At 45.0% G+C, this 13,771-nt stretch carries 12 protein-coding genes; 5 read left to right on the forward strand and 7 right to left on the reverse strand.

The genetic code is table 11. The features are described from left to right. Nucleotides 1–178 precede the first annotated feature (178 nt). Nucleotides 179–808 (reverse strand): MarR family transcriptional regulator, encoded by a 630-nt coding sequence (locus ABDW33_RS19720; protein WP_343691811.1) that lies wholly within the window; start codon nt 806–808, stop codon nt 179–181. Nucleotides 809–934: 126 nt separating this feature from the next. Between ABDW33_RS19720 and ABDW33_RS19725 the strand changes: the two genes are divergently transcribed. Beyond that, a complete protein-coding gene (locus ABDW33_RS19725; protein ID WP_343691812.1) occupies nt 935–1,576 on the forward strand; it encodes a superoxide dismutase in 642 nt (213 codons plus the stop codon). Nucleotides 1,577–2,023: 447 nt separating this feature from the next. Next, complete coding sequence (locus tag ABDW33_RS19730) at nt 2,024–2,905, forward strand: LysR family transcriptional regulator (RefSeq protein WP_343691813.1); 882 nt, start codon at nt 2,024–2,026, stop codon at nt 2,903–2,905. Here the strand turns inward: ABDW33_RS19730 and ABDW33_RS19735 are convergent. From ABDW33_RS19735 to ilvC, 6 genes are all read right to left on the reverse strand, one after another. Beyond that, entirely contained in the window at nt 2,886–3,404 is a 519-nt protein-coding gene (locus ABDW33_RS19735; RefSeq protein ID WP_343691814.1) for a GNAT family N-acetyltransferase, read from the reverse strand. The genes ABDW33_RS19730 and ABDW33_RS19735 overlap by 20 nt on opposite strands. Further along, nucleotides 3,379–4,554: an MFS transporter gene (locus ABDW33_RS19740; protein ID WP_343691815.1), complete on the reverse strand. Its 1,176-nt coding sequence runs from the start codon at nt 4,552–4,554 to the stop codon at nt 3,379–3,381. Before ABDW33_RS19740 ends, ABDW33_RS19735 begins: the two co-directional genes overlap by 26 nt. Nucleotides 4,555–4,763: 209 nt before the next feature. Beyond that, nucleotides 4,764–6,083, reverse strand: a complete 1,320-nt coding sequence (locus ABDW33_RS19745) for a serine hydrolase (protein WP_343691816.1) — start codon at nt 6,081–6,083, stop codon at nt 4,764–4,766. Between the two features lie 30 nt (nt 6,084–6,113). Next, nucleotides 6,114–6,767 carry a FadR/GntR family transcriptional regulator gene (locus ABDW33_RS19750; protein ID WP_343691817.1) on the reverse strand — a complete coding sequence of 218 codons (654 nt, stop codon included), beginning with the start codon at nt 6,765–6,767 and terminating at the stop codon, nt 6,114–6,116. Nucleotides 6,768–6,784: 17 nt separating this feature from the next. After that, nucleotides 6,785–8,236 carry an ATP-binding cassette domain-containing protein gene (locus ABDW33_RS19755; protein WP_343691818.1) on the reverse strand — a complete coding sequence of 484 codons (1,452 nt, stop codon included), beginning with the start codon at nt 8,234–8,236 and terminating at the stop codon, nt 6,785–6,787. A 120-nt stretch (nt 8,237–8,356) separates the two neighbouring features. Then, complete coding sequence (gene ilvC, locus ABDW33_RS19760) at nt 8,357–9,838, reverse strand: ketol-acid reductoisomerase (RefSeq protein ID WP_343691819.1); 1,482 nt, start codon at nt 9,836–9,838, stop codon at nt 8,357–8,359. Between the two features lie 647 nt (nt 9,839–10,485). On the opposite strand from ilvC, the gene ABDW33_RS19765 reads away from it, so the two are divergent. Genes ABDW33_RS19765 through ABDW33_RS19775 form a run of 3 tightly spaced genes read left to right on the forward strand, consistent with a single transcriptional unit; the run spans nt 10,486 to nt 13,741 of the window. Next, nucleotides 10,486–11,445, forward strand: coding sequence for a sensor histidine kinase (locus tag ABDW33_RS19765; RefSeq protein WP_343691820.1), 960 nt, complete (start codon nt 10,486–10,488; stop codon nt 11,443–11,445). After that, nucleotides 11,442–12,125, forward strand: coding sequence for a LytTR family DNA-binding domain-containing protein (locus ABDW33_RS19770; protein WP_343691821.1), 684 nt, complete (start codon nt 11,442–11,444; stop codon nt 12,123–12,125). The genes ABDW33_RS19765 and ABDW33_RS19770 overlap by 4 nt, the downstream gene beginning before the upstream one ends. Before the next feature lie 59 nt (nt 12,126–12,184). Continuing rightward, entirely contained in the window at nt 12,185–13,741 is a 1,557-nt protein-coding gene (locus ABDW33_RS19775; RefSeq protein WP_343691822.1) for a hypothetical protein, read from the forward strand. Nucleotides 13,742–13,771: the final 30 nt, after the last annotated feature.

Genomic DNA, 13,771 nt, shown 5'->3' on the forward strand with positions numbered 1-13,771 from the left:
TACGGATAAAGTTTTACCTCTTGCCATATTTAAATATAGGAAGAGTTAATAAAATATTGATTAACAATACATTTTTTTATACAAATAAAAGAGGGTGCCTCATTTATTTATGAGACACCCTCTTTTTTCTGAAAAGGTATTCATGCCTGTTGGCGAATTTCCGCTTTCATGTATGTTTTTACTGTGGTTTTATCTTATACGCACAGCGGCGTCCGCCTTTTACAATATGCTCTATTCTTTCAATAGAAGCTTTGTCTCCTAATACCGTTTGAAAAGTCTCCAGTTCTGATTTGCAAAAGCCCAGGCAAGCCTGTGCAGCGGCACAGATAGGGCAGTGATTCTCTACCAGTGTATAACCGTCGTCATCCCTGGAATAAGCCGCCATATAGCCCTCTTCATCCCTGATTCTGGCCAGTCCACTCACCCTGCCCTCCAGGTCTGTTACATTCGACAGTTCTTTCAGGTATTTTTCCTGTCCGTCTTTTCCATTCGCTTCAATGACTGCTAATAACGCCGCTTCGCCCAGGGTGTCCTGCATCTTCTTAATGAGGCGTACCGTCAGCTCCGCATGTGTATCCGGAAATCTTGCATGACCCGCCGGTGTGAGGGACCACACCTGCTGGGGACGCCCTTTGCCTTTTGACTCCGTATGGGTATCTACCAACCCTTCGTTCGAGAGTTTGATCAGCTGAAAACGGGCGCCTTCAGTACTTACATTCAGGTCTTTTGCCAGCGAAACCAGGGGTTGAGGACCTTTTGTCTTCAATAGCCATAACGCTCTCTCATTATCGGGCAAAGTCATTTTCATAATAAACAAAGTAATTATTAGGTATATCAAAGATAGCATAAATCCTCTATGAAACTATTTAACCAAATAAACATTTGGTTTATTAAGTTTATTGTATACCTTCGTATTGTTAAAAACGATCAGCATATGAGTACATACAAACTGGAACCGTTGCCATACGGTTATGACGCTTTAGCACCTGTTATTGACGCCCAGACAATGACCATTCACTATTCCAGACACCACCAGGCCTATGTCGATAATCTGAACAAGGGACTGGAGGGTAAACCTTACGCAGATCTTGGCCTGGAGCAATTGTTTGCAAAGATCAGTGAATTGCCACCGGTGATCCGTAATAACGGGGGCGGGCATTATAACCATACCTTCTTCTGGCCACAGTTCTCCGCACCGGCTGTATCAGAAAATAACACGATTGCTGAGCGGAAAGCGACAGGCGAACTGGCGACTGAAATCATCCATACTTTTGGATCATTCGAGGCATTTAAAACAAAATTTGCCGAAGCGGCAATGACCCGTTTCGGATCAGGCTGGGCATGGCTGGTATGGTCAAAAGATGAGCAGCAACTGAAGATCACTTCGACGGCGAACCAGGATAACCCATTGATGGAATTGCCTGAGATTGTAAAGGGAACGCCGATCCTGGGGTTAGATGTATGGGAGCATGCCTATTATCTGCATTATCAAAACAGGCGCGCAGCGTATGTAGACAATTTCTGGAATATTTTGAACTGGGATGTATTGAATGACCGCTTTGCAAAAGCAAAGTAAGCGCACATGGCCTGCACGAAATAAGTGGATGGTGAAAGTGAGTGGGCGTGTTGACAGGAGACCGTCACAAATCAACAATTTAAGGCTATTCTAAAACCAGCATAAAACCGCTGCAAGTCGCAGCTTTATACACAGAGGACCTATTGTAAAAGTTCATGCAACACACAGGTATATTCTTATACCTGTGTTTTTTATAACCCCGCATTATTGCCATCATTCAACGTGCCGGCATGGCAAGCTTTTACGAAGTAAAGGGCGGGCATGGAGCTGCCGTCATCTTTACAATTTCATCTCTTTTGCCCCTGGTTTATGTGACCTGCCTTGTTTTTATAGCGCTTCGTCCTTTAGATTCAATTTTTTACTACAATTATCGAGATGAATGATCGTCATCATAATCGCCGGTATGCTGAATGAATAACTTAGCTTCGCTCTTTATTTACAGCGTTCATGGAACACAGGCAGCTTAAATATTTTATCAAGGCACAGGAGCTACTTAGCTTTACTGAAGCGGCGCAGCAACTACATATCAGTCAGAGTACACTTTCCCAGCAGATCAAACAACTGGAAACGGAGCTTAACACACCGCTTTTTAATCGTATTGGCAGGCAGATTACGCTGACTGAAGCAGGAAAGTTGTTTACAGACTATGCAAAGCAGGCGGTAAAAAAAGCAGAAGACGGTCTGCAGATGATCAGGGACCTGAATAACCTGCATATTGGTACGGTAACGGTAGGAGTGGCTTATAGTCTGAAGAATTTTTTTACGAAAGCACTGATTCAGTTTGCCGCCCAGTTTCCACAGATCAACCTGAAAGTGGTGTACGACTCTTCATTAGGTTTATTTGACCGTCTGGAACAGTTTGAACTGGATTTCAGCCTCGCTTTTCATGAAGGAGTGGATGTGCCACATTTTAATTACCAGGAACTGTTTAGCAGTCCTATGGTAGTGGTGGCAAATAAAGGATCAAAAATAGCAAAGAAGAAGCTGCTTTCCCTGGAGGAGATCTGCCAGCTGCCCCTGGTCATCGCGACAAGGGGATACAGCAGCAGTCATATTATCAGCAAGACATTTACGAGATATGGATTGGAACCGAAATTCTCTATCGAGGTGAATGATATACCTACTGTACTTGACCTGGTGAAAACCGGCAAGTGGTATAGTATTGTTGTACAAACGAGTGTGATAGATAAGGAACTGGTAACGATCCCGATTGACGAGAAAACACTGGTGCGCAATACAAATATTATCTCACTGAAGGAGGCCTATGAAACCAAAGCGATCATAGCGTTCAAAAAGATCCTGCTTGCACTTAAACATGAGGGTGAGTGAGTACTTTCTCGTAGGCTTTTCTCGGCGCGCCGCGGAAGAAGACTTCTCCGCAGTAGACATACCCGCTTTTTTCGAAAGCGCCCATCATCCTTGCATTGTCGAAGTTGGTGTCCGCTTTTACACTGGTAATGCCGTGTTGCAAAGCAAAGTCATCGATGAAGTTCAGCATGACCTTTGAGAGTCCTTTGCCAATGTGTTTCTCAGAGATCGCCACCCGGTGGTATACTACAAAGTCTCCGTCTGTGAGCCATTTACCATCAATGTCTGCATAAGCTGGTTCGTCGTTGATCAGGATCGCTACATAACCCAGGATCTCATCACCTTCAGTCAGCACATAGCCGTGTCCATTTTCGATATCTGCTTTTACCACGGCCGGGTTGGGATAGCCATCCTGCCATTGTTTACTTCCATCTTCTTTTCTTCTTTGAATGGCCTGGGTGAGGATATCCCAGATGGCCGATTGTTCTTCCAGGCTAGCTTTTCTGAAAGTGTAATTCATACGATTTTATTTTCCAGATTAAAATGAGATTGATCAATAAGAGTGCGCACAACGAGCAAAGGTAAATAGTAGTACCGAATTGCTGTATCATGAATCCTCCTATAAAAGGCGCGGCAGCCTGCGCGATCAGGGGCATGCGTGCGAGCCTGCCGATGACAAGCGGGTAATGTTCAGGACCATAGATGGCCAGTGGTAAAGTACCTCTCAAAACAGAGCGCATGCCGTTTCCGACTCCAAAGGTAATTATACCGATGGTAGCAAGGCTGGGATGGAAGAAGAGCAGGCCGATCCCTAATAGCATGGCTATGGTAGAGATAAATGCCATCTCTACAGCACTTCTGTTGGCGACCAGGAGTTCCAGGGTTCTTGCGGCAGACTGGCTGGGACCAAGAAATGCTACGATCATTAAGATGGTAGACATATCAATCTTCCTGGCACTCAGAATATCTATCAGGTGCACTACGATGCCTGTAGTAATGATCGCACCGATGGTGAAATTGGCCAGAAGGAGGTAGAAGATTCTCGTGCGAAAGGAAATACTGCCTGTATTTGCCAGCTGCACAGTGGCAGCCACAGGAGGGAAGATATATCTGTGAATGGGATAAATGCTGATCATTAAAATTCCTGCCAGTGTAAAGCAGGTATGCCGCCAGCCTGATTGATGGAGCAGTAATGAAGTGAATGGCCATGATATGGATGGCGCCAGACTGGCAATGAGCGTGACCCATACAATCATTTTTTTAGCTTTCCTGCCGTATAGCTTTCCCAGGGAAGCAAAGAGGGCGTCGTAGAGCCCCATGCCCATGCCAACACCGATGACCCCCCAGCCCAGTACAAACAATGGGTAGGTAGTAGCCAGTCCTATGATGATCAGTCCTATGCCCATTACAATACCGGTGTAGTGAAGGATATAATTCCTTTCGGTATGCTGGATTACTTTTCCAATAGCAGGTAGCAGACACCCTGAGGTAAGAAGTCCTAAAGACAGGCAGCCGTATACCTGCTGGTAAGACCAGCCGGTTTCCTGCATAATGGAAGCTGATAATACTGATAGGAGGAAATAGGATCCACCCCAGAGCAGGATCTGTGAAAACCCTGTCAGCAACAGGACAGCATAGGGTGGTTTTGTATTTTCAATAAGCTGTTCCATAAATCTTTGCAAAGGTCTGAAGTTCTATGGATCGGCAAAATGTTATTTTTCTATGTAAAGCATCGATAAAACCGATGAATGAATGTTGTATCAATTTGATATACCATGCATAAAATAGAAAGTTCATTTAATAAAAGTGCGTGTACCGAAAAGATACACGCACTTTTATTTTATCTGCTGTGGGCACATCCGGCCATCAATCAAAAAGGTTACTTAGCGTTCAGCAGGTCCTTCACGCGACCGTTTTTAGGATCTAACTCCATCACTTTTTTGTAATTGATTTCCGCATTGGCTTTATCACCGATCTGCATATATGCATTACCCAAATATTCGTATGCAACAGCGGCAGCCGGGAACAGCTTTACATTCAGTTTGAACAATGCAATTCCGAATCCCGTTTGTTTGGCCTGCATGAAAATATCCCCATTCGCGTTTAAAAAATTTGCATCAAATTTCTTTCCATTTGATTCACACAGTTCACGTACATGTTGTTCTACATAAGGCATTCCATTGCTGGTTATCCACTTATACAAAGTCAGTTGGGTAGGTGGCGTAAATGGTGAATAGGTACCGTCTTTCATTACAGACAACACACGGGGTGCCAGGCGCTCTGCAGACTCTCCCATATTACAGAGGATCACGTAGCTATATCCATCTTCTGTGTATCCTATGGCCGACGTCCATGCAGGTAAGCTGCCTGTAAGCTCCATACTCAGGGGATAACTGTAATGGGAGGGAAGTTGTTGTTTGCGTTTGGCCTCTACAAATTTCAGCATATCGTCCAGGGTGGTATAGATCCCTTCATCCGGATGGCCGTTTTCAATATCGTCTACATTGGTTTTCGTTCCGTCAGGGTTAACGATCTGTCCATAAGCGCGGGTAGTCGCTGCCAGTTTCTCTGCCTTTGTGTAAGCAATATTCGTCATCCCCAGAGGTGTTGCAATTCTTGTACGTACGGCCTCTCCGAAAGACTGTCCCGTGATTTTTTCGATCACAGCTCCCAATACCACGTAGGCAGAATTGGAATAAGCCTCTCCCGTACCCGGATTAAATAATAAAGGTTGCCATGAGATAATCTGGAGCAGGTCATTCAGTTTGAAATCGGTCTTCCTGATCTTCGCATAGTCAGGACTATGTTCATAGTCACCCAAACCAGAGCGCATGGTCAGCAATTGCGCAACGGTAATTGCCTTTCCTGTTGAGGGTGGGAAAATGTTTACAAACTGGTCTACAGAAGACAATTCATCCAGTTTCCCTTCACTGATCAGCTGGCGGATAATTTCTTCGGTGAATTGTTTGGTAAGGTAGTTTGTATTGTAAAGGGTATTGGCAGTGAGTGGCCTTTTGGAGCTATTCTCGGAGAAGCCGTTTTGCTTACCATAAACGACCGCGCCATCTTTGAGAATCACGGCCTGTCCGGAGAACATGCCAGACTCTATTGCCTGCCGGAATAATTGCGTGAAGGGTTGCGCATAGGTTGGAATAGTCAGTATTATAGCCACCCCTAATAAATACATGGCCTTTTTCATAGGTTTTTTGGCCGTAAATGTACGTTATATTCAATATTCCAGTATTTCCTTTATGCAGGCGATGGCCTGTTCGCAGTCCTGGCGGGTGATGGCTGCTAATAATTCGACGTGCAGCTGCTGGGTGACGGTCATGATGGAGGTATCCCGCATGGTATCCAGCAGGTATCTTTTTACGTGTTTGGCCGTTGCCTTGTACAGGTCTTCCAGCACGGGGTTGCAGGTAGCATGGGCCATACAGCTGTGAAAAGCCAGGTCTTCGTCAATACTTTGTTCAATCTGGCCTGTTTTGCCAAAATGATCTCTACGCTGCAGCACTTCTGCCATGTTGCGGATATCAGCTTCCGTACGGTTCATGGCTGCTTTCTCCGCCATTTTGATCTCCAGCCAGGCGCGTACTTCGTCTATGTGTTTGGTATCCGCTTTACTTAAGCGCACATCGATAGGCTCGCGGGAGCTCACCAGTTCATTCACAAAAGATCCGACGCCATGGCGTACATCCAGAATGCCGATATTGGCCAGTAACTTAATGGCTTCCCTGATTGTCGACCGACCCACTCCAAAAGAAGTCATCATATCCGTTTCATTCGGCAGCTTTTCGCCTACCCGATAAGTCCCATTGACTATCAGGTCATTGATGCGATCCGCAACTTCTTCTGCAAGTGTTTTCCTATGTATTTTAGTCATAAGTGTTGTCGTGTCAACTATTGAATCGTTTCTATTTTTACCACGTGTCCCTTATCGAGTAGTATTCTTTTTTCCAGGCAGGAGGGAAGGGCCGATTCGTAGTGGCCTACGTATATTAATGTCGTACCGTTTGCGCAAAGTTTGTCGACAAACTTATTGAAGTATTGTGTCTGGTCATTGTCCAGTCCCTGACAAGGCTCATCCAGGATCAATAATTCCGGATTTTTGATAATCGCTCTTGCCAGCAGTGCCAGGCGTTGTTTGCCTAATGGCAGGGTGTTGAGCAGTTCATGCTGTACCTCTTTCAGGTTTAGGAAGGCTAGTATTTCCCGCACCTTCACCGTCTGGGAATAGGGGAGCTGTTTGAACAGGCCGATAGAATCATAAAACCCGGATGCAATACTGGAAAAGACTGTTGCGCTGGGATCAAAGTACCAGTGCAGTTCGGGACTGATCAAACCGATCTTTTCCTTGATATCCCAGATGCTCTCCCCACTACCACGTTGTTTACCAAAAAGATAAAGCCCATCTACGTATGACTGTGGATGATCCGCACAAACGAGGCTGAGTAAGGTAGACTTACCGGAACCATTGTGTCCCTGCAGCAGCCATTTCTCGCCGGCTTTTACTTCCCAGTTGATATTGCTCAGTACCTGTTTTTCACCATAATGAATATTCATGTCTACCATCTTCACAACCTGTTCTGCATGATACACGGGCTTCTCCGTAAGAAATGCAGGCAGCGGTTCCAGTTCGTGCAGGATTTCACTATTGTGGTTATTGTTAGGAGTGGCTACCAGTTTACCATCCATGATCTGCGCATACTGATGCACATTATTGGGAACGTTGGTGTCGTTGGTGATCAGAATATATTGAGACCCTAACCCGGAGAGTTCTTCCAGCAGGGTATTTAAGTTCTTTCTGGAGGCTACATCCAGGCCGGCATAAGGCTGGTCCAGGATCAGCAGTTGGGGTTTCAGCCAAAGCGCTTTGATTAATTGCAGCTTTTTATGTTCCCCGCTGGAGAGCTCTATGAGCTGTGAATCAAGTAGTTCTCTGTAGCCGAGTGCATCAATCAGTTTATCTGCATCGGCTATATCGAGTTGCTTTTCTTTGCCAAAGACTTTAAAATCGCCCAGAACGGTCAGGGTTTCTCGCGCCTGTTTACGATTGTAGCGCTGCTGGTAGTAGAAATTAGCATCGCCTTCTAAGTTCCTGAAATGGTACCAGTTAGATACATAGAGTACCTGTGGGGGAAGAGGGCTGTTCTTATCAAAGTTATATTCAATACTGCCGTCGATTCCTTTGGGTGTTTCTATCAGTTGGGCAAGGACTGTTTTTCCGCTCCCACTTATTCCGTTCAGCACCCAGTTTTGTCCACGAACTATATTCCAGCTTAAATTATCTAATACAATCTTGTCTTTAAACCTGACATTCAGATTTAAAACTTTAACAACGGACTCTGACATCTTATTCCAATTTCTGAATGAAGAGGTAGTATTGATAGCAATAACCTCCTTTGAAAGGCCTGCAGGCAGGTAAGGAGAGAGGCCGTATCATTTTTGATACAACCTCTCTTATCTTATATCTTAGGCAGTTTTGATTGCCTTCATTGCAGTCATTGCTTTACGCAGTTTTCTACCTACTACTTCAACCGGATGGTCGCGCAGGATAGCATTGATGTGTACCAGTTCAGCATTATCAACGGAACCGGATTTACCTTCATTGAAGTTTTTACCAACGAGGTCAGTATCAACAGTTTTCATGAAGTCAGCCAGCAATGGTTTACATGCCTGATCGAACAGGTAGCAGCCATATTCAGCGGTATCAGAGATGACACGGTTCATTTCGAACAGTTTCTTGCGCGCGATGGTATTTGCGATCAGTGGTGTTTCGTGCAGTGACTCATAGTATGCAGATTCAGCTTTGATACCTGCTTCCACCATTGTTTCGAAAGCCAGTTCCACACCAGCTCTGATGAATGCAACCATCAGGGTGTAGTTGTCAAAGTATTCCTGTTCGCCGATCTTAACGTCGCCGGCAGGGGTCTTTTCGAACGCAGTTTCTCCGGTTTCGGCTCTCCATTTCAGGAGGTTCGCATCACCGTTTGCCCAGTCTTTCATCATGGTGCTGCTGAATTCGCCGCTCATGATGTCATCCTGGTGTTTCTGGAACAGCGGACGCATGATGGTCTTCAGTTCTTCAGAGATTTTGAAAGCGGCTACTTTCGCAGGGTTGCTCAGGCGATCCATCATACCGCTTACGCCACCGTGTTTCAGGGCTTCGGTGATCACTTCAACGCCGTATTGTACGAGTTTGGAAGCGTAACCAGCGTCGATGCCTTTCTCGATCATTTTGTTAAAAGACAGGATAGAGCCGGTTTGCAGCAGACCACACAGGATGGTTTGCTCACCCATCAGGTCAGATTTTACTTCAGCTACGAAAGAAGAACGCAGTACACCAGCTCTGTGGCCACCTGTACCAACGCAATATGCTTTCGCCTGCTCCAGGCCTTTACCTTCAGGATCGTTCTCCGGGTGAACAGCGATCAGGGTAGGAACGCCAAACCCACGCAGGTATTCTGCTCTTACTTCAGAACCCGGGCATTTAGGCGCTACCATTATAACGGTGATGTCTTTGCGGATTTGCATACCTTCTTCTACAATGTTGAACCCGTGAGAGTACAGCAGGGTAGAATTCTTTTTCATCAAAGGCATTATCTTAGTTACCACAGCAGTATGTTGCTTATCAGGAGTGAGGTTCACTACCACATCAGCACCTGGAATCAGTTCTTCGAATGTGCCAACCTTAAAGTTGTTGTCAGTTGCATTTTTCCAGGAATCTCTTTTGTTGTCGATCGCTTCCTGACGCAGTGCGTAGGAAATGTCCAGACCACTATCTCTGAGGTTCAGACCCTGATTTAATCCCTGAGCACCTGCTCCAACGATAACTACTTTCTTACCTTTGAGGGCAGCTATGCCGTCAGCAAATTCTGCGACGTCCATGAACTCGCATACACCTAATTGGTTCAACTGCTCCCTGAGGGGTAAAGAATTAAAATAATTTGCCATTGCTTCTTAAAGTATTAATTAAAGTCTATATTTTACTTTCGATGTCGTGTCATCTGATGACAAAGTTATCAGGATTTTTATTATTGTCAATACCCATTTTATATTTCGGGAATTATTTCAAAGAGACCCTTGGTATTTTAGAATTTATTTAATTTAGTCGACTTTTGGCCCTGATTTTCGAATGCTTATGTATAGCCGAAATCTATGACGATCCCGATTCCAGTCATCCCATCAGGGGTAATCACTGCTCCTGGCCTCCCTGGCAGTCGATCAATCAACTACCCGTAATGGATGCAGTGGGCGACCGGCACCAGGCCTACAGATTCAGGATCATTTAACAATTCCTGCTATTGACTTATAAAGAATGGTATGGCACCGCTAACTGCCCTATACAGGGTGAAATCAATTCCAATGTGACCAATTTTCCAGTTCAGATACGTGTGGGGGCCTGCATTATCAGGGAAGCTATTGTGTCTTGGGGTAAGTCGCCCGGGAAGACAACAGTGATGGTGCCAGGGGAATGATTAAATATTGATGGATAAACTTTAACAAATTTTTGTCTACAAAAAGCGGTGTTTCATCTCGTGATTTTATCATTTAAGACAAGGGGTATAGGTTGAAAATTTCCTTCGGGCTATTTTTCCTCTATGAAATACACTTTTCATACTATACTGGTAGTTTTCATCGTCTGCCTGACCATATTTGTACCGTATCCCCCCAGGCATTTACTGACGCTAACGGCGAGGGAATTGTATTACTCTGTGATGCTGTACAATCTGATGGCAGCGGGAGGCTACTTTCTGAATTTCTACCTGTTTATACCTTTTTTTTATTACCGTCGAAGAATGCTTTATTTTCTTGCACTTATCCTGTATGCCCTCAGTGTGGTATACCTGCCGGTCGTACTTAGCCGCTTGTTTACAGGATTTGATTTTCTGGATCCCTTAAACTTGCCTTTACCACAATTAGTTTTGCTGGCAGCGGCGTTTATGTTATCATACATCGCCCGTAAACGCTATGAATGGAAACAATTGTCCGAAGAGAAAACAGCCTTCGAACTATCGGCACTGAAGCAACAGATGCAACCACATTTTTTCTTCAATACCCTGAATGGAATTTATGGATTGTCAATAAAGAAATCACCACAAACACCTGCCTACATTTTGAAACTGGCAAGCATGATGCGCTATGTATTGTACGACAGCAATGCGGACAAAGTTCCGCTCACTAAAGAGCTGGACCATATCAGGAACTACTGTGAGATGCAGCAGTTGCGGCTTGGGCACAATAACAAAGTGGAATTGCATATCACGGGAGAGGCAGATGGACAACAGATCGCACCATTTATTTTAATTCCTTTTATAGAAAATTGTTTCAAACATGGGATTTCTTCCAGCAGGGATACAATTGTGCTGATTGACATACATATCAATGCAGATACAGTCCAATTCAGCGCCGTCAATACAATTGTCATGACGTCTTCACATGATGGGGTTGGTATTAGTAATGTAAAACGCAGACTGGAATTGATATATCCAGGTCAATATGTGCTCACTATCCGTGAGCAGGCGCAGCAATTTATTGTTCAACTCAATGTAACTTTATGATTCCCTTACATGTTATTAGCATTGACGACGAGCCGATTGCTCATGAAATTCTCGCTCATTACAGCGACAAACTGAAAGGCATCAACCTGAAAGGGCAGTTTACAAATCCGGAGCAGGCATGGGAATATCTCATTACACATCCTGTTGATCTGATATTGCTGGATATTGAAATGGCAGATGTCAATGGGTTGTCTTTTTACCGGTCGTTGCCGCAGCTGCCGATGGTCATCTTTACCACTGCCCATCCGCAATATGCCGTAGAAGGCTTCAATGTCGCTGCTATCGACTACCTGCTCAAACCCTTTTCAGAAGAGCGTTTCGAACAGGCCATCCTGAAAGCAGCCATGCATAGGCAAGTCAAAGAGATGTCGCCCTCACTGACGATCAGGGTCGATTACCAGACGAAGACGGTACGGCTGTCAGATATCCTGTATATTGAAGGGTTGAACAATTATGTAAAGATATATACCATCACAGCAAAGTATCCCTTATTGTCGATGATGTCGCTCAAGGAAATGATGAGCAGACTGCCTGCCAATCAATTTATGCGCATTCACCGGTCATATATCGTGCCCCGTCACAAAGTGAGTTATGTCACCAGCAGATATGCAACTGTCGCTGGAAACAAGCTGCCGGTGGGAGATACCTACCGGAGTAATGTACTGACGATTCTCCAATAAAATTGTACGGTTTTCCCTGATTATTTTTTGGCAGATACAGGTGCGTATAGATTTGCCGGATGAAGTATTTATTGCCTGTTACGCTATTTGCTTTCATTCCTTTATTTGCCTGGTCTCAGCCTCCGGGACCTTCTATGCCAATGGAGCGCACACAGCGGGTGTTGCTTATTGAGAATACAATAACAGGGAATACCGATACGGTTAAACCGGGGAATTTTATCAGGTTATGGTTTTGGTCTGATAGAAAACTGAGGATGGAACAACCGATTACCCGTACTGATTTCAGAACTCATACTTACTATGTCGAATCCAACCTGATCAAGGCGACGGACAGCGCACTTATTTTTTTAAAGCGATCCCCTTTTATCCCGGTTCCGGCTATTCCCTTGCCCATTCCACTTCCTATTCGCCTGCCTAACAAAATACCCATGCATGAATTCGATACCATACAGCTAAGTCAGATCAAAGGTATCCGGAAGGTAGATATGGCGCTGGAAGGCGCGGCGATGGGCGCGACCATGGTTCCTGCAATGTCTGTCATGCCGGGTTACTTTACTACATGGCCCGGGATGATGTTTATGCAACCGGGTATGTCTGTTGTAAATACTTATCTGGGAGATATGATGTTTCCCCTGCACAAAGTGAACCGGGAACACGGGCCGGCTCATTTTAGGCTGAGTACTACAGAAATTGCAGCAGACACCCTGTTTTTTATCCGGAAGAGGAAGATGACCAGTGAAAATGATTATGAATGGGAAGTGGAAAGGCTGGAACGCTATGAAAAGATGTACGCCCACATGAAAAAAGAGTTGTCAGATCAGCTGCTCGACAGCTACCAGGGAAATTCCATTTTTAGTATACCTCTGGGCGTTACACTCATTCCGAACGTTTTCAGGAGTGGGGAGGACCAGAAAACGCATGTCAGCATCATAGAACGAAAGTTCTACTTTGGTTTCGCGACAGAGAATTACATTACCGACCGCCACCGTATGGGGACTGAGATGACCTTAAACAGAACGGAAAATTTTATGTCTATCACTGGTACCAACAGTATAGCCATCAATGCTTCGATGGGTATGATTCTTACGAACTTTACCTACTTAAAATGGGGCCTGAAAGGGTTGTATCCGGAGGGCTATAAGCGACGCCAGTGGGCGGCCATTCGTCAGCTGGACGAAGAGATCGCGAAGGAGGCGGACGAAATAGAGGCGGGCTTCCTGACATCAAAGCGGAATTTTTTCAGAGGGTTGCTGGCGGCAGAGCCAAAACCATATCTTTTACTGGGGGTAGGAGCGGTGAATACGACCCTGATCAGAATCAAGGGTAGCCAGGCAAGCGGCATGGGTTCTACCGACTACTCCCAGAAGAAGTTTGCGATAGAAGGAGGATTCGGCATGTTCACCCGTCAGGGCAAACGCCTTACTTATGACTTTTGTGCAAAATACGTCTGGACGCCAAGATATAGCCCGTATATCGGAGGACTGGAGCGTTATAGCGGCTTTCGTATACAGTTGAACATAGGTTATATGTCAGGTGTATCGTTTATGAGAATGAGACATATACTCAGGATGGCAAATAGAAACAGGGAGCCTAAGGAAGAAGATTTGCCGAAGTAAGTGGGATATTTGATAAATTTTTATAATTTA

The organism is Chitinophaga sp. (genome assembly GCF_039596155.1).
Lineage (GTDB): Bacteria > Bacteroidota > Bacteroidia > Chitinophagales > Chitinophagaceae > Chitinophaga.